The organism is Pseudomonas sp. R4-15, from assembly GCF_055768815.1.
On record NZ_CM147293.1, the window covers coordinates 1,936,332 to 1,955,962 of the forward strand.

Sequence of the window (19,631 nt, forward strand, 5' to 3'; positions counted from 1 at the left end):
CAGGGTGTTACCTGGCGAAGTCCTGCGCCTGACCGCAGACCTTTGCGGGTAACGGCGCGGCTCGCGTACGAGCGACAACAGGCCCTCGGATCAGCCGGCGAAGTTCTTCGCCACGAAGTCCCAGTTGACCAGATTCCAGAAGGCTTCCAGGAACTTCGGACGCACGTTGCGATAGTCGATGTAGTAGGCGTGTTCCCAGACATCGCAGGTCAGCAGCGGGGTGTCGCCGCTGGTCATCGGGTTGCCGGCGTTGCTGGTGCTGGCCAGGGCCAGGGAGCCGTCGGCCTTCTTGACCAGCCAGCCCCAGCCGGAGCCGAAGGTGCCGACCGACGTCTTGGTGAACTCTTCCTTGAACTTCTCGACGGAGCCGAAAGCGGCGGTGATGGCATCAGCCAGTGCGCCCGTGGGTTCGCCGCCGCCGTTGGGCGAGAGGCAATTCCAGAAGAAGGTGTGGTTCCAGACTTGGGCCGCGTTGTTGAAGATGCCGCCGGAGGAGGTCTTGATGATGGTTTCCAAGTCCTTGCCTTCGAACTCGGTGCCCGGGACCAGGTTGTTCAGGTTCACGACATAGGTGTTGTGGTGCTTGTCGTGGTGGAACTCCAGGGTCTCTGCGGACATGTGCGGCTCAAGGGCGTTCTTCTCGTACGGCAGCGGCGGCAATTCAAAAGCCATGGTGTTCTCCTTGATCTCATCAGGTCGGTTTCTTACGACGGAAGCCGGTCCATCACGGTAGGTCGACCGGCAGGAGGCTGGAGCCAGATGCCCCAGCGCACGCAAGGCGTCGAGGATAGCACCGGGGGCCAGCCATAACCACGCGGCAATCGTAGGGGAAACGCTTGGCGCAGCGTCTACGACGCCCTAGCGTGTGACCGAGGGTCCGCCTGGTCGTTCGCTCATTGGGCCAACATGAGCTGAACGGAAATGCTCGCCATGCCCAGCGCAACGGCCAGGTCGATCAGCCGCCAGGTGCTCGGGCGCGCCAGCCAGGGCGCCAGGCGCGCGCCGCCCAGGGCCAGGCCGAAGAACCACAGCAGCGACGCACTGCTGGCGCCGACGGCATAGGCGGCCGGGCTGGCCTGCTGGCTGCCCAGCGAACCTACCAGCAGCACCGTGTCCAGGTAAACGTGGGGATTGAGCAGGGTCACTGCCAAGGTTGCCAGCAACACTTTGCGCCGGGAGTCGCGCAGCGTGCCCTCGTCGCGCAGCAGGACCTGGGGATGCAGGGCCCGGCGTAGGGCCTGCAAGGCATAGAAGGCGAGGAACAGGGCGCCTCCCCAGCGCGCCACGGTCAGCAACAGCGGGCTGCTCGCCAGCGCTCCTGCGAGCCCGAACACGCCGGCGCCCACCAAGATTGCGTCGCAGCCGGCACAGAGTGTCGCGACCCACAGATGGTGGTTGCGCCTCAGGCTTTGTGCCAGGACAAAGGCATTCTGCGCGCCGATGGCGATGATCAGGCTGGCGCCGAGCAGCAGACCATTGAAGTAGCTCTGGGAGAGGGCCGAGGGTAATACCGAAGAAAACATGGTGGGCTCCAATCGAGGAGCCCACAGTGTGGGAAAAAGCCTATTATTAGTGAAACGAATGTTGCTAATAGATCATTAGGAAAATAGATGATCGACTACAAGCTGCTGGCCGCGTTGGCGGCTGTCGTCGAGCAAGGCGGCTTCGAGCGCGCGGCGCAAAGTCTCGGGCTGTCCCAGTCGGCGGTGTCACAACGCATCAAGTTGCTCGAGGCTCACACCGGGCAGCCGGTCCTTCTCAGGCAGACGCCCCCGGCGCCGACGGCGATCGGCCGGCAATTGCTCAATCACATGCAGCAGGTGCGTCTGCTGGAGCACGATCTGCGCCGCCAGTTGCCGATGCTCGACGATGACGCGGGGCCGCAACGCCTGCGCGTTTCGCTGAACGCCGACAGCCTGGCGACGTGGTGGGCCGAGGCCGTAGCCGATTTCTGCGCCGAGCACCAGTTGCTGCTCGATTTGCAGGTGGAGGACCAGGACGTCGGCCTGCGGCGCATGCGCAGCGGCGAGGTGGCCGGCTGTCTGTGTGCGGCGGAGCAGCCCTTGGCCGGTGCGCGTAGCGATGCATTGGGCTGCATGCGTTACTTGGCGGTGGCCAGCCCTGATTTCCTGCAACGGTGGTTTCCGGCGGGGCTCGACTGTTCCTCGCTGGCACGGGTGCCGGGGATAGTGTTTGGTCCGGACGATCGCCTGCAGCACGTGTTCCTGCAACGTCTGGGGATCGAAGGCGCGTTCGCCCATCACCTGTGTCCGTCATCGGAAGGCTTCGTGCGCATGCTGGAGCGCGGCATGGGGTGGGGCATGGTGCCGGAACTGCAGATCGAGGATGCCCTGGCCCAGGGACGGCTATGCCGGCTCGATTGCGGGGAGCCGCTGGACGTGCCGCTGTACTGGCATCACTGGCGCAACGGCGGCAGCCTGCTCAGCGAGTTCAGTGCGTACCTGCGCAAGCAGGCGCCGCGCTGGCTGGCGGAGGGTCAGTAGACCCGCTGACCGCGATAGATGCGCACCGAGGCGCCGCCTTGATCGGCAAGTTCGCGCTGGTGCTGTTCTTCCAGGGCCTTCCAGTCGATCCCCGCGAGGGCGGCGAGGGTCTGTGCCTGGCGCAGGGTCTCCGCGTCATGGCTGTCGAAACTGGTGACCAGCATCGCCGGAATCGCATCCGCCTGGCTCAGCTTCAGGCTCACGCCCAGTTCTTCCTTGAGGCGGCGGCGGAGCGACTGCATGTAATCGAGCATCTCTTTCGTCAGTTCCATGGGCATCCTCTACGACGGGGCGAGGTGATGGGCATCGGTTGCAGCGGCGCTTTCATTGCGAGTGCATTCAAGCAAAGGTCGTTCCACCTTGCCCAGAGCAGCAAACATCAGGTCCGTGTCGTTTGCTGGCGCTGTGCCATGCCCGGCGACGGTGCATGAGATGTGCATCACGCTCCGCGCTGAAGCGATGAAGGCCGCGGAGTATACTGCGCGTTTTGCATTTGCCCGGAACGAGATGCCCATGCGCAACGATGCTTTCGACGAAGTGGACCGCGTACCCAGCTTGAAGGCCGACATCGACGATCACGACGAAGCGCCCCGCGAGCGTCGTCAATCCCGCCCACCGGCGGCGCCTGTGGCGGGTGCCGGACGGCGGGGCAGCGGGCTGTTGTGGGTGCTGGTGGTGGCGCTGACCATCGCCCTGGGCGGACTGGGCTGGTGGAGCCATCAACAATTGATGGCCATGCAGGCGCAACTGGTCGCCACCCAGGAGAGCTTCGTACGCATCAGCGAGGAAGCGGCGGGGCGCATCCAGGACATCGGCGGCAAGGTGATCGCCGCCGAGTCGAGCGCCACCACCGGCAGCGAGGCGCTGCGTCTGCAGGTGCGCCAGTTGCAGCAGCGGTTGGATGAGATGAGTAAGGCCCGGCAGCAGGCGGAGGCCAGCCGTGAGGCCCAGCAGGGGCGCCTGGATATCCTGGAGCAGGGCCTGCAGGCCCAGCGGCAGAGCGTCGAGGCGCAGCAGAAGGAGCTGGCCACGTTGCGCGAGAGCCTCGCCGGCCTGAGCCAGGCGCAGTCGCAAGTGGCGCAGTTGAGCGAACGCGTCGGAGAGCTGCAAGCGGCGCAGAAGGGCCTGGACAACCTGCCCGCACGCGTCGAGGAAACCCGCAAGCAAGTCCAGGCGCTGCAGGCCGATGATCCGCAGGCGGCAATCCGCGGCTTGCAGCAGGACCTGCTGTTGCTGCGCAGTGAACTGGAGACACGTCCGGCGGCCTCCCAGGGGCCGAGCACCGCCGAGTTCGATGCCTATCGCGCGCAGGTCACGCGCAACCTGAATAGCTTGCAGAGCCAGTTGCAGAGCTTGTCCCAGCGCATCGGCCAGTAGCGGTTCGCGAAGGCAAAAACGGGACGCCTGGGCGTCCCGTTTTCATTAGGGCGTGCGGTTTACAGGCGTGGATAGTCGATGTAACCGACGGGCCCTTTGCCGTAGAAGGTCTCCGGATGCGGCTCGTTGAGCGTGGCATCCTTGGCCAGGCGTTCCACCAGGTCCGGGTTGGCAATGAAGGACACGCCGAAGGCCACCGCGTCGGCTTTGTCTTCCGCCAGCCAGGCATTGGCCTGGGCCTTGTCGAAGCGCTCGTTGGCGATGTAAACGCCGCCGAAGCGTTGCTTGATGACGTTCGGGCCGAGGCTGTCGGCGCCGGCCTTCTCGCGAGTGCAAATGAACGCTACGCCACGCTGGCCGAGCTGTTCGGCGACGTAGCCGAAGGTCTGCGCCGGGTTCGAGTCGCCCATGTCATGGGAGTCGCAACGCGGCGCCAGGTGTACGCCCACGCGACCGGCACCCCAGATGCCGATGACGGCGTCGGTGACCTCCAGTAGCAGGCGCGCACGGTTTTCCAGGGAACCGCCGTAGGCATCGCTGCGCTGGTTGGTGGAGTCCTGCAGGAACTGGTCGAGCAGGTAGCCGTTGGCACCGTGGATCTCCACCCCGTCGAAGCCGGCTTCCTTGGCGTTTTCCGCCCCCTTGCGGTAGGCCTCGACGATGTCGGCAAGCTCTTGGGTTTGCAATGCGCGCGGCGTTACGTACTCCTTCATCGGGCGTACCAGGCTGACGTGTCCGGCGGGCTTGATGGCGCTCGGCGCCACCGGCAGTTCGCCGTCCAGGTAGAGGGGGTCGGAAATGCGTCCGACGTGCCACAGTTGCAGCACGATGCGCCCGCCGTTGGCGTGCACCGCATCGGTGACCTTGCGCCAGCCGGCGACCTGCTCGGCGGACCAGATGCCGGGAGTGTCCGGATAGCCCACGCCCATCGGCGTGACGCTGGTGGCTTCGCTGATGATCAACCCGGCGGAGGCGCGCTGGGTGTAGTACTCGACCATCAAATCGCCGGGCACGCGGCCGGGCTCGGCGCGGCAGCGGGTCAGCGGCGCCATGACGATACGGTTGGGCAGTTCGAGATCGCCGATCTTGATGGGGTCGAACAACGTGGGCATGTGCGGTTCTCCTGGGTCAGAGTTGCTCGTCGAGCTGGCGCAGGAAGCGCTCTATCAGCTCGTCGTTGCGTTTGAAGAAGTTCCACTGGCCAACCCGCTGGCTGCTGATCAGCCCGGCGCGCTGCAGGGTCGCCAGGTGCGCCGACACCGTGGATTGCGACAGGCCGCTGCGTTGGTCGATCTGTCCGGCGCAGACGCCCAGTTCCAGCGAATGGTGCTGGGCCTGGAAGTGCAGGTCGGGTTCCTTGAGCCAGTGCAGGATCTGCCGGCGCAAGGGGTGCGCCAGCGCCTTGATGATTTCGTCCAGTTCTATGTCGGTGCTCATGGTCGTGTAACGGTCTATCGCGATGGAGCGAACTATATATCGTATTTTTGCGATATGGAAGCCCGCGCAAGTGCCCTTGTAAAGGCATAGGGCTTACACTGGCGGCATGAACTACCTCGCTCACCTCCACTTGGGCGGCGATGCGCCCGAGCAACTGCTCGGCAGCCTCTACGGTGATTTCGTCAAGGGACCGCTGGACGGCCGCTTCCCCGCGCCGCTGGAGGCATCGATCCGCCTGCACCGGCGCATCGACGTCTTCACCGATGCGCATGCCGTGGTACTCGCTGCCCGAGGGCGCTTTCCCGCTCGGCTGCGGCGCGTCTCCGGGGTCTTGCTGGACCTGTTCTTCGACCACTGCCTGGCGCGGCATTGGGATCGCTACGCGGAGCAGCCGCTGGACGCCTTCGTGACCCAGGTCTACCGCGTGCTGCTCGATGAACCCGCCTTGCCCGGCGCGCTGGCGCGGGTCGCGCCGCGCATGGCCGCGCAGGACTGGCTGGGCAGCTATCGCGACTTCGCGGTGCTCGAACAGGTGCTCGCGGGGATGGCTCGGCGCTTGTCTCGACCCGGTTTGCTGGACGGCGCACTGCCTGCGCTGGAAGCGTCGTACGTTGCGCTGGAGGCGGACTTCCACGACTTCTATCCGGCGCTGCAGCGCTTTGCCGCATCGGCACGCGGTTTGCGGGGCGAGGCGGGCTCCTCTAGTCTCTGATCCAGACCGAAACGCCGATACCGAGGCCGCTTGACCTGCATCAAGCGCGTCCAGGCGGCTCTCGTGCGATATAGCTACCTTCCCGTTCCAGCCACTCGGAGGCCCGATGAACAAGCTACTGGTCGCGACCGATCTCTCCAGCCGCGGCGACCTGGCGATGTTGCGCGGCGCGCAACTGGCCGGGCTATTCGGCTGTGAGTGGGTGCTGCTGCATGTGGTCGACGACGATGGTCCATCGGTGCTGGTGGAGCGCCTGCTCAGCGAGGTACACGACCTGCTGCTGCCGCGAGCGGAGAAACTGGTGGAAATCGCCGGCCAGTGGCCGCGGTTGATGGTGGTCAGCGGTGACGTTGGGCAGACCATCGCGCAGGTCGCACGCGGCCTGGACGCGAAGCTGCTGGTGCTGGGCACGCACCGCCGCGAAGGAGCCCGTGAAGTCTTCGTCGGCTCCACCAGCGAGCGGGTCATCCGCATGAGCGAGATTCCGGTGCTGCGCGTGGGCAATGAACGCCTGGCGCCGGAGCGTTTGCTGCTGGCGCTGGATGATTCCCCGGGCTCCGCGCGGGAACTGCAGTGCGTGCGCGAACTGGGCCTGCTCGACAAACTCTCCACCAGCGTGGTGCACGCCTTCGAGTTGCCGATGCAGGGCGCACTGGAAGAAGTGACCGGGCGTCGGCGCAAGTTGCGCGAGGAGACGGAAGAGCAGATTCGCCACATGCTGCGCCGCTTCTTCCTCAAGCAGCACGTGGAATTCGAGGATTACCAGCAGGTGATCGCCGAGGGCAGCCTGCTGGAAGTGCTCGCGCGCCTACCCAGCGAGTTGCAGCCGCAACTGCTGGCGGTTTCGACCAATGGCGGTACGCAGTCCGGTGCGCGCCTGGGGCACGTGGCGCTGCGTCTGCTGCGCGCGCTGGAGTGCGATCTGCTCTGCGTTCCCGGCAGCGCCGCCGAGCCCTCGACAGAGGGCGCTTGACTCACAGCGGCTGCTGCAGGGCCGCTTCGATCGCCGTGCGCGCCGCCTCGCTCAGTTCGCGACGGCTGCGTCCCTCGCTGGCGATCGGTTCCAGCAACTGAATGTGTACCTCACCCCGGCGAGCACCCAGCAGGCGGAACAGATGCTCCGGTAACTCGTCGTCGTCGATGAACGGGGCGAGAGGGTCGCGGGCACCGTCGCGTCGGTAGCGCAAGGCGACGGGCTGGACCGCCACCCCGGCCGCGATGGCGCTTTCCAGGAGACGCGCGTGGAACGGTTTGAGCGCCCGACCGTCGCCCGTGGTGCCTTCGGGGAACAGCAGCAGCGAGTGTCCCTCGGCGAGCAGGCCCGCCAGGCGTTCGGCCACCGCGCCACTCTCGCCACCGCCGCGGCGGATGAACTGGGTGCCGGCGCTGCTCGCCAGCCAGCCGGCGAGCGGCCAGCTCGCCACCTCGGCCTTGGACAGGAAGCACAGCGGCGCCAGGCCGCCGAGCAGGGGAATGTCACACCAGGAGACGTGGTTGCAGACCCATAGCATCGGTTGCCGCGGGACCTCTCCATGGCGGTGCAGCGCGAAGGGCAGGGCGCGCCCCAGGCGTCCGAGAAAAGCCTGGGTCAACCGCCTGCGCTGGCGCAGCCCCGCTGCGCGTCCCAGGCGCCCGACCAGCCAGAGCCCGCCGGCAGTGGCCAGGCCGCCGCCCAGCACGGCGGCCAGGCGCAACAGGCGCGGGGGACGGCGCAGCCGGGCGAGGGCATCGTTGCGCGGTTCTGCGCCGGCCAGTTCCTCGACCAGCGGATTCATACGGCGGCCCGGAAGTGCCGCGCATAGCGCGGGCAGAGATCGGCGGCGCGCAGCAGCACGAAGAGGTCGGCGGTGCCGAAGTCCGGGTCCCAGCAGGGCTCGCCGCAGACCCGAGCGCCGAGGCGCAGGTAAGCGCGCAGCAGAGGCGGCAATTCCGCACTGAGGTTATCCGGCAGGCTCATCGAGGGCAGACCGCGCTGGGGCACGGCGCGCAACAGTTCCTGGTCGAGCTGCCCCTGCTGGCGCACGCGGCGCATGATCGCATGGGCCTGCAGTCCGCCATCGGCCATGGATACGCTGGCGCAGCCCATCAGGTAGCGGTAGCCGCCCTGGTTGAGTTGCTCGGCCAGTTCACTCCACAGCAGGGCGATGGTCGCGCCGTTGCGGTAGGCCGGCGCCACGCAGGTACGACCAACCTCCAGCAGCGAGCCATCCAGGTGCGCCAGGCCGTGCAGTTGGAATTCCTCTTCGCTGTAGAAGCGTCCGAGCTGCCGCGCGCCCTGCTGGTCGAGCAGGCGGGTGGTGGCGACCAGCCGACCGCTGTCCAGGTCGCGCACGCCGATGTGGCGGCAGTGGGCATCGTAGTCATCGGCGTCCAGGCCCTGGGCGCTGGCCTCGAACTGCACACCGAAGGCTTCGCTGAACACCTCGAAGCGCAGCGCCTGGGCTTCGCGCAGGCCATGTGGGTGATCCAGGCGCTCGGTACGCAGACGCCGGGCGGGGCGGGGTAGGGATGCGACGTTGGACATGAAACCTCCAGGACGGCCGGAGGGGCTTGCGGTCGCCGCGGCTGGGCGTTGGGCGAGCCCCTGGGGGATCGGTTGCGCGGCTGCCGCGAAACCTCAGGCAAATCCTGGCGGGTGCCCTTGTCAGCTACATGAAGGTTCTACGACGCTTGCGTGACGCCCGGCGGCCCGCTGCGCAGCGGCGCGGGTAGCGTGATCGGGGTTGCCAATCGATCAGCCGCGACCGCTCTGGCCCGGGGCGCTTGATCCAGGTCAGTGAGTCAGTCCGCCACAGGCATACCATCGCGGCTTCCCCCAGTGAGGTTTCCATGCGACGCGATCCCATCGTCCTGTTCGACAACGGCACCCATCAATGCCTGCTCTTCGATGACCTGGTCAGCGGTGACGGTGTGCAATCCAACCAGTTCCTGATCACCGACCACGACCAGTACCTGCTGCTCGACCCGGGCGGTGACCTGACCTACACGCCGCTGTCGCTGGAGCTCTCCCGGCGTATCCCGTTGCAGGAACTGACCTACATCTTCGCCTCCCACCAGGACCCGGACATCATCGCCTCGCTGGACAAGTGGCTGCTGCACACCCGCGCCCAGGTGATCTGCTCCAAGCTCTGGGCGCGCTTCCTGCCGCATCTGACCGCCAACTACCTGTCGATCAGCCACGGCATCTCGACCTACGATCGGATCATCGCGTTGCCCGACCGTGGCCAGGCCTTCGCCCTGGGACGCAGCACCCTGAAGGCGGTGCCTGCGCACTTCCTGCATTCGGTCGGCAACTTCCAGCTCTACGATCCGGTGGCGAAGATCCTCTTCTCCGGCGACATGGGCGCCTCGCTGGTCGACGACGCCAGCCCGGTGCTCGATTTCGCCGCGCACATCCCGGAAATGGAGGGCTTCCATCGTCGCTACATGGCCAGCAACAAGGCCTGCCGGCTGTGGGCGCGCATGGTGCGGGGCATGGACGTCGAGATGATCGTGCCGCAGCACGGCCGGCCCTTCGTCGGCGCCGAGATGATCGGCGCCTTCCTCGACTGGATCGAGGCCCTGCAGTGCGGTATCGACTTGATGGGCGAAGCGGATTACCGCGAGCCCTGACGGCATATTCTTCCCTGCGGAACTCCCGTCGCCACGCCCTGGCCTAACGTGCGCAGCGAGATGGTGCTAACCGCGGGAGACGAGCAGATGCACGAGCAAGCAGGGATGGGGAGTGGCGCCCATGCGTGATGGCGCGGTATTTCCCTGGCGCTCCGGCAATCGCTTCGAATTGCTGATCGATGGCCCGCGCTATTTCCCGCCGATGCTCGAAGCCATCGAGACGGCGCAGCGCTGTGTGGAACTGGAACTCTACCTGGTGGAAGACGGTGCCTGCGCCGGGCGCCTGGTGGATGCGCTCTGCGTGGCGGCACGGCGTGGCGTCGAGGTGCGCTGTCTGTTCGACGGCTACGGCAGTCTCGGCCTGGGTCGCAGCGCGCGTCGGCAATTGGATGAGGCCGGGGTGCAGTTGCGCGAATACAACCCGCTGAACTGGCGGCGTGGCCTGCGCAACCTGTTCCGAGACCATCGCAAGCTGCTGCTGGTGGATGGCCGTTGTGGCTTCGTTGGCGGCGCGGGCGCCACCGATGAATTCTGGAATCCGCAGCAAGCCGATGAGCATTGGCACGAAGTCATGGTGCGCATCGAGGGGCCGCTGCTGGAGGATTGGCGGACGCTGTTCGACTACCAATGGCGTTGTTGTGCCGAGCGGCGTTTCTGGCGTCCCGGCGAGGCGTTGCGACCGACGCGTCTGCCGCCAGCGCCGCCGGGGGAAGATGGTTTCGGCCGCCTGGCCTATGCCGCCGCGCGGCAACACCGGGATATTCTCCAGGCCTTGCTGCGCGCGCTGGCTGGTTCGAAACGCCACGTGTGGTTGGCAACGCCTTACTTCCTGCCCACGCGCAAGGTGCGGCGGGCGCTGATTCGTGCGGCGCGGCGGGGCGTCGACGTGCGCCTGCTGCTGGCCAGCCGCAACACCGACCATGCGCCGGTGCGCTACGCCGGGCAACGCTACTACCCGCGGCTGCTGCGCGCCGGCGTGCGCATCTTCGAATACCAGCCGAGCTTCCTGCACTTGAAGATGGTCAGCGTCGACGACTGGGTGTCGATCGGCTCGTGCAACTTCGACCACTGGAACCTGCGCTGGAACCTGGAGAACAACCTGGAGGCGATCGACTCGTCACTGCGCGAGACGGTGCGAGAATGCTTCCTGAGCGACTTCCAGGTCAGTCGGGAGGTCACCCTGCAGGACTGGCGCCAGCGCCCGCTGTGGCGGCGCCTGCAGCAGCGCCTGTGGGGCAGCCTGGATCGATTGGTTGTGAATCTGCTGGATCGGCGGCGTTAGGGCCTGTTGACGCTGGGTTCGCGGTCGTGAACGAAACGTCGAAGGGCCCTAGCCAGCGACCTGGGCGATCCAGTCGTTGAGGTTGTAGTAGTTGCTGATGCGCGCGACCTTGCCATCGCGAATCTCGAAGAAGGCGCCGGCCGGCAGCACGTAGCGTTGTCCGCGCGCCGGCGGCAGGCCCTCGTCGTCGGCCAGGTATTCGCCATGCACGACGAACTCGGTGGCAGCGCGGCGGCCGTCGGCGCTGCTCATCATCACGATGTCTTCCAGGCGCTCGCGGTAGCAGCGGTTCATCTTCACCATGAATTCGGCGAAGGCGGCCTTGCCGACCTGGCGCTCGCCCTGGTTGATGTCGTGGGCCACGTCCTCGGCGAGCAGCGCGAGGAAGGCGGGCATGTCGCCGGCGTTGAACGCGGCGTAGTACTGCTGGACGAGTTCGCTGGCGGTCATGGACAAGCTCCTGTCTCCATGGGTTAAGCGGATCTGGGCGCGCATGATAAGTTGTGCCGGCCATCGGTCGATAGCCGACCGCGTCATCCGCCATACCCACGACGACCCATGCGAATCCAGACCCTGCACGGCGCCGCCATCGCGCCGCATATCGACGACCTGGCACGGCTGCGGATTGCCGTGTTCCGTGAATTTCCCTACCTCTACGACGGTGACCTGGGCTACGAGGCCGAGTACCTGCAGACCTACGCCCGTTGCGCCGAGAGTCTGTTCGTGCTGGCGCTGGACGGCGAACGGGTGGTCGGCGCCTCCACTGGCCTGCCGCTGGCCGACGAGGACGCCGCCTTCCAGGCGCCGTTCCGCGAGCATGGGCCGGCTCTGGCGTCGGTGTTCTATTTCGGCGAGTCTGTGCTCCTGCCCGAATACCGTGGGCGCGGGCTGGGCGTGCGCTTCTTCGAGGAACGCGAAGCCTACGCGCGGCGCCTGGGGCGCTTCGACTGGTGCGCCTTCTGCGCGGTGCAGCGTCCGCTCGATCACCCGCGGCGGCCAGCCGGCTACGAACCGCTGGACGCCTTCTGGCAGCGGCGCGGCTACCGTGCGCGTCCCGAGCTGCATACCGAGTTCCACTGGAAGGACCTGGACGATGCCCTCGAGTCGCCCAAGCCGATGAGCTTCTGGCTCAAGGCGCTGGACCAATGAAAGTCGCCGCCTGCCAATACGCCATCGAGCTGTTCGAGGACTGGGACGCCTACGCCGCGCACCTGCGCGCGCTCTGCGAAGATGCGGCGGGGCAGGGCGCACAACTGCTGTTGCTGCCGGAGTATGCGGGGCTGGTGCTGTCCGGCCAGCTGTCTGCGGCGGAGCGTGGCGATCTGCACGGCTCCATCGCCGGCATCCAGCCGCTGCTGCCACGCTGGCTGGCGCTGTGCGAAAGCCTGGCGCGTGAGCTGGGCATTTACCTGCAGCCGGGATCGGCGCCGATCCGCGACAGCGCGGGCGTCTATCGCAACCGTGCCTGGCTGTTCGGCCCCCAGGGCGCGCTGGGGCATCAGGACAAACTGATGATGACGCGCTTCGAGCGCGAGCAATGGGGCATCGCCGCCGGCGACGGACTGCGGGTGTTCGACACCGCGTTGGGGCGCCTGGGCATCCTTATCTGCTACGACAACGAGTTCCCCATGCTGGCGCGCCGGTTGGCGGAGCAGGGCGCCGACCTGATCCTCGCGCCCAGTTGTACCGATACCGAGGCGGGCTATCACCGGGTCCGCATCGGCGCCCAGGCGCGAGCACTGGAAAACCAGATCGCCGTACTGCAATCGCCCACCGTGGGCCTGGCGCCCTGGAGCCCGGCGCTGGACGAGAACTGTGGTCGCGCCGGCCTTTATGTACCGTCCGACTACGGCATGCCCGCCGATGGCGTGCTGGCGCAAAGCGAGGAGCTGTGGCCGGCGCAGAGCCGCTGGCTGCTCGCCGAGCTGGACCTCGAGGCGGTGTGCCGGGTGCGAAATGAAGGGCAGGTCTTCACCCGGCGTGATTGGCCGGAGCAGTTTCGCTAGGTTCGGGATTCCCCCTCTCCCGCGAGGGGCGAGGGGCTAATAAGTGCGGGGGCTTCTCGCTCCGTTTTCTCCCGCGGGGCGCGGCTAAGGGCGGCGGGGCGTTGCTTCTCGCTCCCCTTTCTCGCGAGAGAGGGGCTAACGGATGTCGGGCTTTGCTTTTAGCTCCCCTCACCCCTCGTGGGAGAGGGGGTGCGGCATGCAGAGTCGCCGCAGCCCCTACAGCAGCGTCCCCTCGCTGATGCCTTCAAGCTCACGGCGGGCCTGTTCGTGGCCCTGGTCGGCGGCCTGGCGTAGCCAGAAGGTCGCCTGTGCTTCGTCCGCCTTTACGCCCTGGCCCTGGCGATAGTATTCGCCTACGGCGTACTGGGCGTCCGGGTCGCCCTGGTCGGCGGAGGCCTTGAACCACTGGAAGGCGAGTTGATAGCTCTGGCGTACGCCCTCACCGTTTTCGTAGCACACCGCCAGGTTGTACTGGGCGTCGCTGTCTCCGCCCTCGGCTGCCTGGGTGTACCAATGCACCGCCATGCCCTGGTCCTGCTCGACGCCTTCGCCGTTCTCGTAGCTGATCGCCAGGTTGTACTGGGCGCAGACGTGGCCTTGCTCGGCGGCGCGGCGGTACCAGACGACGGCCTGCTCGATGTCCTCGGGGTAGCCGTTATCGCCATTTTCGTAGTCCACCGCGAGGTTGAACTGCGCGGTCGCATGGCCTTCTTCGGCGGCGGCCTGCATGGCTTCGCCTTCCAGCGCCGAGTAGGCGTCCTGCAGGTCGCAGGGATTGGCCTCGAACTCGGCAGCCTGGGCAGTGGGTAGCAGGTTCAACGCCAGCAGCAGGGCCAGCAGCGGGCGAACGGGAATACGGGCCATCGGCAACCTCTCCATGGCTTGAAATGGAAAACGCCGGACGATGATGCCATCGCCCGGCGTTTTATGCGCTGCGGGTGGCGGCGCGGTTTACTTCACTTCCACCGCCAGGCTTTCGGCGATCTTCTTGCTCCAGATCGCCGGGCCGGTGGTGTGTACCGACTCACCGTTGGTGTCCACGGCGACGGTCACGGGCATGTCCTTCACGTCGAACTCGTAGATCGCTTCCATGCCCAGTTCGGGGAAGGCGATGGTCTTCGACGCCTTGATCGCCTGGGCGACCAGGTACGCAGCGCCGCCGACGGCCATCAGGTACACGGCCTTGTTGTCCTTGATCGCCTCGATGGCGATGGGACCGCGCTCGGACTTGCCGATCATGCCCAGGAGACCCGTCTGCTCGAGGATCTGACGGGTGAACTTGTCCATGCGCGTGGCGGTGGTGGGGCCGGCAGGGCCAACCACTTCGTCACCGACCGGATCGACCGGGCCGACGTAGTAGATGAAGCGGCCCTTGAGGTCCACCGGCAGCTCTTCGCCCTTGTTCAGCATGTCGACCATGCGCTTGTGCGCGGCGTCGCGGCCGGTGAGCATCTTGCCGTTGAGCAGGATGGTCTCGCCCGGTTTCCAGCTCTGCACCTCTTCCGGGGTGATGCTGTCGAGGTTGACGCGACGGGCACTCGGGCCGGCTTCCCAGACGATTTCCGGGTAGGCGTCCAGATCCGGCGCTTCCAACACGGCCGGGCCGGAGCCATCGAGCACGAAGTGCGCGTGGCGGGTGGCGGCGCAGTTGGGGATCATGCACACCGGCAGGGACGCGGCATGGGTCGGGTAATCCATGATCTTCACGTCGAGCACGGTGGTCAGGCCACCCAGGCCCTGGGCGCCGATGCCCAGTTGGTTGACCTTGTCGAACAGCTCCAGGCGCAGTTCCTCGATGCGGTTCTGCGGGCCGCGGGCTTTGAGCTCATGGATGTCGATGGGGTCCATCAACACTTCCTTGGCCATCACCGCGGCCTTCTCGGCGGTACCGCCGATGCCGATGCCGAGCATGCCCGGCGGGCACCAGCCGGCGCCCATGGTCGGGACGGTCTTGAGCACCCAGTCGACGATCGAGTCGGACGGGTTGAGCATGGCCATCTTCGACTTGTTCTCCGAGCCGCCGCCCTTGGCCGCGACGTCCACCTCGACCTTGTCGCCGGGGACGATGGAGTAGTGGATCACCGCCGGGGTGTTGTCCTTGGTGTTCTTGCGGGCGCCCGCCGGGTCGGCGAGGATCGACGCGCGCAGGACGTTGTCCGGCAGGTTGTAGGCGCGACGCACGCCTTCGTTGATCATGTCGTCCAGGCTCAGGGTGGCGCCATCCCAGCGCACGTCCATACCGACGCGGACGAACACGGTGACGATGCCGGTATCCTGGCAGATCGGCCGATGACCGGTGGCGCACATGCGCGAGTTGATCAGGATCTGCGCCATGGAATCGCGCGCGGCGGGCGACTCCTCGCGCAGGTAGGCCTCGTGCATGGCCTGGATGAAATCGACGGGGTGGTAGTAGGAGATGAACTGCAGTGCGTCGGCGACGCTCTGGATCAGGTCCTCTTGCTTGATCACGGTCACGAGGGGCGCTCCTCTTGGCGAGAGTCTGTAGGCGCCGTTCACCGGCGCGAAAAAAGCGCAGCAGTATAACCCGTGCGTGCGCCCTGGCGCCGCACTTTGCTGGAGACGGAGATGCCCCTGCTGGAACTGGGTGACGCGCAATGGCCGGTGGCCGAGGGCGAGAACCTGCTCGATGCGCTGCTGCGCATCGGCGTTGCGCTGCCCTACAGCTGCCGCGCCGGGGCCTGCCAGAGCTGCCTGGTGCGCTGCCTGGAGGGCGAGCCCAACGACGCCCAGCCGCAGGCGCTTGGGCCGGATCAACGCGCCGACGGCTGGCGCCTGGCTTGCCAGTGCCGGGTCGCCGGAGACCTGCGCCTGGCGCCCTTCGACCCGGCCCGTGACGGCCTGCCGGCGCGCGTCGAGCGCCTCGAATGGCCGGCGCCGGGACTGCTGCGCCTGTGGCTGCGAGCCGAACGCCCGATCCGCTATCGCGCCGGCGAACACCTCAACCTGTGGACGCCCAGCGGCATCAGTCGCCCCTATTCCCTGGCCAGCCTGCCTGGCGAAGCCCTGTTGGAATTCCATATCGACTGCCGCCGCTCCGGCGCCTTCGTCGATCACGCCCGCACCCTGCAGGCCGGTGACGGCCTCGCCCTCGGCACCCTGCACGGCGGCGCCTTGCATTATGAGCCCGAATGGAGCGACGCCCCGCTCTGGCTGCTCGCCGCCGGCAGCGGCCTGGCGCCGCTCTGGGCCCTGCTGCGCGAAGCCCTGCGTCAGGAACACACCGGCCCGATCCACCTGCTGCATATGGCCGGGCAGGGCGTCGGCCACTACCTGCGCCGCGAACTTGAGGCCCTCGCCGAGGCCCATCCGCAACTGACCCTAGACTTCCTCACCCCCGACCAACGCCTGCCCCTGCTGCGCCCCAACCGCCAGACACGCGCACTACTCTGCGGCTCGCCCGAGCGGGTGGAGGCGTTCGCCAAGGCGATGTACCTGGCCGGTGTGCCGAGGGGGCAGGTGTTTGCGGATGAGTTTGTGGGAAGGGGGTGAGGCGTGGTTTCTGGTCTATTTCGAGTGTTGGCTAACGGCCAAATTCGGACACTGGACTAACAGACTATCTCTGAGCAACCTGCGTGCTGGCCGGCCAGGAGATAATGAACGAACTTCCCATTTCAGAGGCTCGGCACATCGCATGGCCACCATGAGCCTCTGCGATAGCTTTGACCACGGCGAGCCCCAGGCCACTACCGCCGCTTTTTCGAGAGCGCGAATGATCGCCACGACGAAAGGCCTCGAAGATCTCGCTGGTCAGCTCGCTATCGATGCCGGGACCCTCGTCTTCCACTGCTAATTGGACAAGGCCGTCTACCTCTTCAAGGCGTACTCGCAGGATGCCCGGATCGGCATGTTGCTGGGCGTTTTCCAGCAACGCCATCAGCGCCTGGCGAATGCGCATGGCATCGCACTCCACCCAAAGCGTGGCGTCCAGTTCGCTATGCAGTATCAAACCCTTTGCCGTGAGGGGCGCAGTGAAGGCCTGTACTACGGTCTCAAGTTCCTCGGCCAGCTTGACCTTGAGGTGCTGAACCTCAAGGTGACCACTTTCGTTAAGGCTCAGTACGCGCAGGTCCTCGATCAAGCGATTAAGGCCTTCTACTTGGCGCAACAGGCCCTCGAAGATCGCGCTGCTGGGCGTGAAAACCCCTTCTGCCAAGCCCTGCAAACGGCCACGCAGGATGGTCACTGGGGTGCGCAGTTCATGGGCGATGGCGGCGTTCCAGAACTCACGCTCGCGGGTCATGCTTTGCAGGCGCTCGGCCATGGCGTTGAAGTCGCGCACCAGTTGCGCGGTTTCGCCCATGGCCTGTGCGTCTAGCGGTGCGCGCGCATCGAGCTTGCCCTGGGCCACTTCGCGCAGGCTGTGCGCCACCGAGTTAAGCGGGGTGATCAGGCGCCGTGACAGGCGCATGGCAACGAACACCGCCATGCTCAGTGCGGCGATGATGGTGCAGACGATCCACACCAGTTCCACCCTCGAGGGCACCATGGTATTGGAGATGCTGCCCGGCAGGTAGGTCACGGCGAAGGCGTAGAACACGTAAGTGCCGATCACCGAGAGGCAGATGATGCCCAGCGCCATCACCGCCAGGGACTGGATGATCTGCCGGCGCAGTCCGGGGGTTGGCTTCATGGTTCGACGCCGAAGCGATAACCCACGCCCCAGACGCTGGCTGGCACGCCCTGGATATCGATAGCTTCGAGTTTCTTGCGCAATTTGCTGACGTGGCTGTCCACGGTGCGTTCCAGCGTGTCGCCTTCCGGCAGGCAGCTCTCCAGCAGTTCGGTGCGGCTGAACGCCCGTTTCGGCGTGCGCATCAGGCAGGCCAGCAGCTTGAACTCGGTCAGGGTCAGCTCCAGGGCTTGTTGCTGGCCATCGACCATCACGCTGGCCGCGTGGCTGTCCAGGTCGATCTGGAACGGCCCGACGCGCAGCATCTGCGTGGTGGCGGGAGCGCTGCCCCGTGTGCGCCGTAGCACCGCCTGCACCCGCGCCACCACCTCGGCCGGATTGAAGGGTTTGACCACGTAGTCGTCAGCGCCCAGGCGCAGCCCCATCAGCTTGTCGATGTCCTGGTCGAGCGCGGTGAGCATGATCACCGGGGTGTCGCCGCGGGCGCGAATTTCGCTGAGTACCTTCCAGCCATCGCACACCGGCATCTGCACATCGAGCAGCAGCAGGTCCGGCTTGAGCGTCTGGTGCAGGGCCAGGGCCTGCTGGCCGTCGCTGGCGTGCTGGGTGCGCAGGCCGCTGCGCTGCAGGTAGGCGATGAGGATGTCGGCGATCTCGGCCTCGTCCTCGGCGATCAGCACCAGTGCCGGGGCAGGGGAAGCAGTGCTGGTACGGGCGTGGGGATCGGACATCGGCGGGCTCGCGCGGAGGGGCGATAAATACTATCGCGGCCTCCATGCTTTCTCCACAAAGCCTCGAATCATTCGCAACAGCGCCGCTTCAGACTGCAGCCTCGATCAGCTCCCGGTCGCCATCAGGTCACCGGAGCTTAGAGTGCAACGAGGAGTTGGTTATGGACAGTAAACAGCGGCATCTGGGCATCGTGCTCGCAGGGTTTGCCGTATTGGCTCTGGCAGGCTGCGACGCGGCGCCTGAGCAAAGCGAGGCGGACGCGCCGCTGCAGGTGTCGGTGCTGGCATTGCAGGCGCAGGAGCTGGCGGTCAGCGAGGACCTGCCAGCCCGTGTGGCCGCCGTGCGCAGCGCCGAGATTCGCGCGCAGATCGGCGGCATCGTGCAGCGCCGTCTGTTCGAGCAGGGTGCCGAAGTAGAGGCCGGTGCCGTGCTGTTTCAGATCAACCCGGCGCCGTTCAAGGCAGAGGTCGATAGCGCTGCGGCCGCCTTGCAGCGCGCCGAAGCGACCCTGACCCGGGCGCGTGTACAGGCCGAGCGCCTGGCTCCTTTGGTGCGCGCCGAGGCGGTCAGCCGCCAGGTGTATGACGACGCCGTGGCGCAGCGTGAGCAGGCCGCCGCCGATGTGGCCCAGGCCCGGGCGACGCTGGCGCGGCGCAGGCTGGACCTGCAGTTCGCCAGCGTTGAGGCGCCGATTGCCGGGCGCATCGACCAGGCGCTGGTCAGCGAGGGAGCGCTGGTGTCGCCGACCGATGCCACGCCCATGGCGCGTATTCAGCAGATCGACCAGGTGTACGTCGACGTACGCCAGTCTGCCTCGATACTGGACACGCTGCGCCAGCAGGCCGGTTCGGCGACGCCGGAGCTGAACGTGGAAATCCTCGGCAGCGACGGCAAGCCACTGGGTATGCGTGGGCGCATCCTGTTCTCCGGCATCGAGGTGGATGCCGGCACCGGCGACGTGTTGCTGCGCGTGCTGGTGGACAACCCGCAGCGCCGCCTGTTACCCGGCCTCTACGTGCAGGCGCGGATACCCCGTGCGCATTACTCCGCCGCCCTCAGCGTGCCGCAGCAGGCGGTAACGCGCACGGCAGGCCAGGCCAGCGTATGGGTGGTCGATGACCAGGGCCAGGTACAGCCGGTGCCCATCGAGCTCGGTGAGCTGGTCGAGCGCCGTTACCGCGTGGTGTCCGGGCTCAGTGCCGGGCAGCAGGTGGTGATCGAGGGTATCGAACGTTTGAGCCCCGATGCCCAGGTTGCCACGCGCTCCTGGCAGCCCGCCGCCAGCGGTGAACGCCTCAGCGCCGTCGCGCACTGAGTC

22 protein-coding genes are annotated in these 19,631 nt (G+C 66.6%); 10 read left to right on the forward strand and 12 right to left on the reverse strand.

The window, feature by feature from the left end:
- Positions 1–90: 90 nt before the first annotated feature.
- A complete protein-coding gene (locus ACYRGX_RS09240) occupies positions 91–672 on the reverse strand; it encodes a superoxide dismutase (protein ID WP_473056264.1) in 582 nt (193 codons plus the stop codon).
- Positions 673–893: 221 nt separating this feature from the next.
- Positions 894–1,523, reverse strand: coding sequence for a LysE/ArgO family amino acid transporter (locus ACYRGX_RS09245; protein WP_473056265.1), 630 nt, complete (start codon positions 1,521–1,523; stop codon positions 894–896).
- A gap of 87 nt (positions 1,524–1,610) precedes the next feature.
- Here ACYRGX_RS09245 and ACYRGX_RS09250 point away from each other — a divergent pair, with 87 nt between their 5' ends.
- On the forward strand, positions 1,611–2,504 hold the full coding sequence (locus ACYRGX_RS09250) for a LysR family transcriptional regulator ArgP (protein WP_473056266.1): 894 nt from the start codon (positions 1,611–1,613) through the stop codon (positions 2,502–2,504).
- Here ACYRGX_RS09250 and ACYRGX_RS09255 read toward each other — a convergent pair.
- Positions 2,498–2,776, reverse strand: coding sequence for a hypothetical protein (locus tag ACYRGX_RS09255; RefSeq protein ID WP_473056267.1), 279 nt, complete (start codon positions 2,774–2,776; stop codon positions 2,498–2,500). The two genes, ACYRGX_RS09250 and ACYRGX_RS09255, sit on opposite strands and share 7 nt — an antisense overlap.
- Positions 2,777–3,017: 241 nt before the next feature.
- Here ACYRGX_RS09255 and ACYRGX_RS09260 point away from each other — a divergent pair, with 241 nt between their 5' ends.
- Entirely contained in the window at positions 3,018–3,881 is an 864-nt protein-coding gene (locus ACYRGX_RS09260) for an ATPase (protein ID WP_473056268.1), read from the forward strand.
- A gap of 59 nt (positions 3,882–3,940) precedes the next feature.
- Here the strand turns inward: ACYRGX_RS09260 and ACYRGX_RS09265 are convergent, their stop codons facing one another.
- The gene (locus ACYRGX_RS09265; protein ID WP_473056269.1) at positions 3,941–4,993 is read right to left on the reverse strand and encodes an alkene reductase; all 1,053 of its coding nucleotides are present in this window, start codon (positions 4,991–4,993) and stop codon (positions 3,941–3,943) included.
- A gap of 16 nt (positions 4,994–5,009) precedes the next feature.
- On the reverse strand, positions 5,010–5,318 hold the full coding sequence (locus tag ACYRGX_RS09270; protein WP_473056270.1) for an ArsR/SmtB family transcription factor: 309 nt from the start codon (positions 5,316–5,318) through the stop codon (positions 5,010–5,012).
- 106 nt (positions 5,319–5,424) lie between these two features.
- On the opposite strand from ACYRGX_RS09270, the gene ACYRGX_RS09275 reads away from it, so the two are divergent.
- Together ACYRGX_RS09275 and ACYRGX_RS09280 are read left to right on the forward strand one after the other, a co-directional pair.
- Entirely contained in the window at positions 5,425–6,030 is a 606-nt protein-coding gene (locus ACYRGX_RS09275; RefSeq protein ID WP_473056271.1) for an acyl carrier protein phosphodiesterase, read from the forward strand.
- Positions 6,031–6,136: 106 nt separating this feature from the next.
- Positions 6,137–7,003 (forward strand): universal stress protein, encoded by an 867-nt coding sequence (locus tag ACYRGX_RS09280; RefSeq protein ID WP_473056272.1) that lies wholly within the window; start codon positions 6,137–6,139, stop codon positions 7,001–7,003.
- A gap of 1 nt (position 7,004) precedes the next feature.
- On the opposite strand, the gene ACYRGX_RS09285 is transcribed toward ACYRGX_RS09280, so the two are convergent.
- Both ACYRGX_RS09285 and ACYRGX_RS09290 read right to left on the reverse strand, forming a co-directional pair.
- Positions 7,005–7,805 carry a lysophospholipid acyltransferase family protein gene (locus ACYRGX_RS09285; RefSeq protein ID WP_473056273.1) on the reverse strand — a complete coding sequence of 267 codons (801 nt, stop codon included), beginning with the start codon at positions 7,803–7,805 and terminating at the stop codon, positions 7,005–7,007.
- On the reverse strand, positions 7,802–8,554 hold the full coding sequence (locus tag ACYRGX_RS09290) for a GNAT family N-acetyltransferase (RefSeq protein WP_473056274.1): 753 nt from the start codon (positions 8,552–8,554) through the stop codon (positions 7,802–7,804). Before ACYRGX_RS09290 ends, ACYRGX_RS09285 begins: the two co-directional genes overlap by 4 nt.
- Positions 8,555–8,859: 305 nt before the next feature.
- Here ACYRGX_RS09290 and ACYRGX_RS09295 point away from each other — a divergent pair, with 305 nt between their 5' ends.
- Both ACYRGX_RS09295 and ACYRGX_RS09300 read left to right on the forward strand, forming a co-directional pair.
- Entirely contained in the window at positions 8,860–9,642 is a 783-nt protein-coding gene (locus ACYRGX_RS09295) for an oxygen-binding di-iron domain-containing protein (RefSeq protein ID WP_473056275.1), read from the forward strand.
- Between the two features lie 121 nt (positions 9,643–9,763).
- A complete protein-coding gene (locus tag ACYRGX_RS09300; protein WP_473056276.1) occupies positions 9,764–10,924 on the forward strand; it encodes a phospholipase D-like domain-containing protein in 1,161 nt (386 codons plus the stop codon).
- A 48-nt stretch (positions 10,925–10,972) separates the two neighbouring features.
- Here the strand turns inward: ACYRGX_RS09300 and ACYRGX_RS09305 are convergent, their stop codons facing one another.
- Positions 10,973–11,374, reverse strand: a complete 402-nt coding sequence (locus ACYRGX_RS09305; RefSeq protein WP_473056277.1) for a nuclear transport factor 2 family protein — start codon at positions 11,372–11,374, stop codon at positions 10,973–10,975.
- A 108-nt stretch (positions 11,375–11,482) separates the two neighbouring features.
- Between ACYRGX_RS09305 and ACYRGX_RS09310 the strand changes: the two genes are divergently transcribed.
- A complete protein-coding gene (locus ACYRGX_RS09310) occupies positions 11,483–12,073 on the forward strand; it encodes a GNAT family N-acetyltransferase (RefSeq protein ID WP_473056278.1) in 591 nt (196 codons plus the stop codon).
- On the forward strand, positions 12,070–12,930 hold the full coding sequence (locus ACYRGX_RS09315; protein ID WP_473056279.1) for a carbon-nitrogen hydrolase family protein: 861 nt from the start codon (positions 12,070–12,072) through the stop codon (positions 12,928–12,930). The genes ACYRGX_RS09310 and ACYRGX_RS09315 overlap by 4 nt, the downstream gene beginning before the upstream one ends.
- Positions 12,931–13,146: 216 nt before the next feature.
- Here ACYRGX_RS09315 and ACYRGX_RS09320 read toward each other — a convergent pair whose 3' ends face one another.
- Positions 13,147–13,794, reverse strand: a complete 648-nt coding sequence (locus tag ACYRGX_RS09320; RefSeq protein ID WP_473056280.1) for a tetratricopeptide repeat protein — start codon at positions 13,792–13,794, stop codon at positions 13,147–13,149.
- A gap of 87 nt (positions 13,795–13,881) precedes the next feature.
- Entirely contained in the window at positions 13,882–15,405 is a 1,524-nt protein-coding gene (locus ACYRGX_RS09325; RefSeq protein WP_473056281.1) for a fumarate hydratase, read from the reverse strand.
- 111 nt (positions 15,406–15,516) lie between these two features.
- Between ACYRGX_RS09325 and ACYRGX_RS09330 the strand changes: the two genes are divergently transcribed.
- Complete coding sequence (locus ACYRGX_RS09330) at positions 15,517–16,440, forward strand: iron-sulfur-binding ferredoxin reductase (protein ID WP_473056282.1); 924 nt, start codon at positions 15,517–15,519, stop codon at positions 16,438–16,440.
- 64 nt (positions 16,441–16,504) lie between these two features.
- Here the strand turns inward: ACYRGX_RS09330 and ACYRGX_RS09335 are convergent, their stop codons facing one another.
- Positions 16,505–17,581, reverse strand: a complete 1,077-nt coding sequence (locus ACYRGX_RS09335; protein ID WP_473056283.1) for an ATP-binding protein — start codon at positions 17,579–17,581, stop codon at positions 16,505–16,507.
- Positions 17,578–18,312, reverse strand: coding sequence for a response regulator (locus tag ACYRGX_RS09340; RefSeq protein WP_473056284.1), 735 nt, complete (start codon positions 18,310–18,312; stop codon positions 17,578–17,580). Before ACYRGX_RS09340 ends, ACYRGX_RS09335 begins: the two co-directional genes overlap by 4 nt.
- Before the next feature lie 161 nt (positions 18,313–18,473).
- On the opposite strand from ACYRGX_RS09340, the gene ACYRGX_RS09345 reads away from it, so the two are divergent.
- On the forward strand, positions 18,474–19,628 hold the full coding sequence (locus ACYRGX_RS09345) for an efflux RND transporter periplasmic adaptor subunit (RefSeq protein WP_473056285.1): 1,155 nt from the start codon (positions 18,474–18,476) through the stop codon (positions 19,626–19,628).
- Positions 19,629–19,631 lie beyond the last annotated feature (3 nt).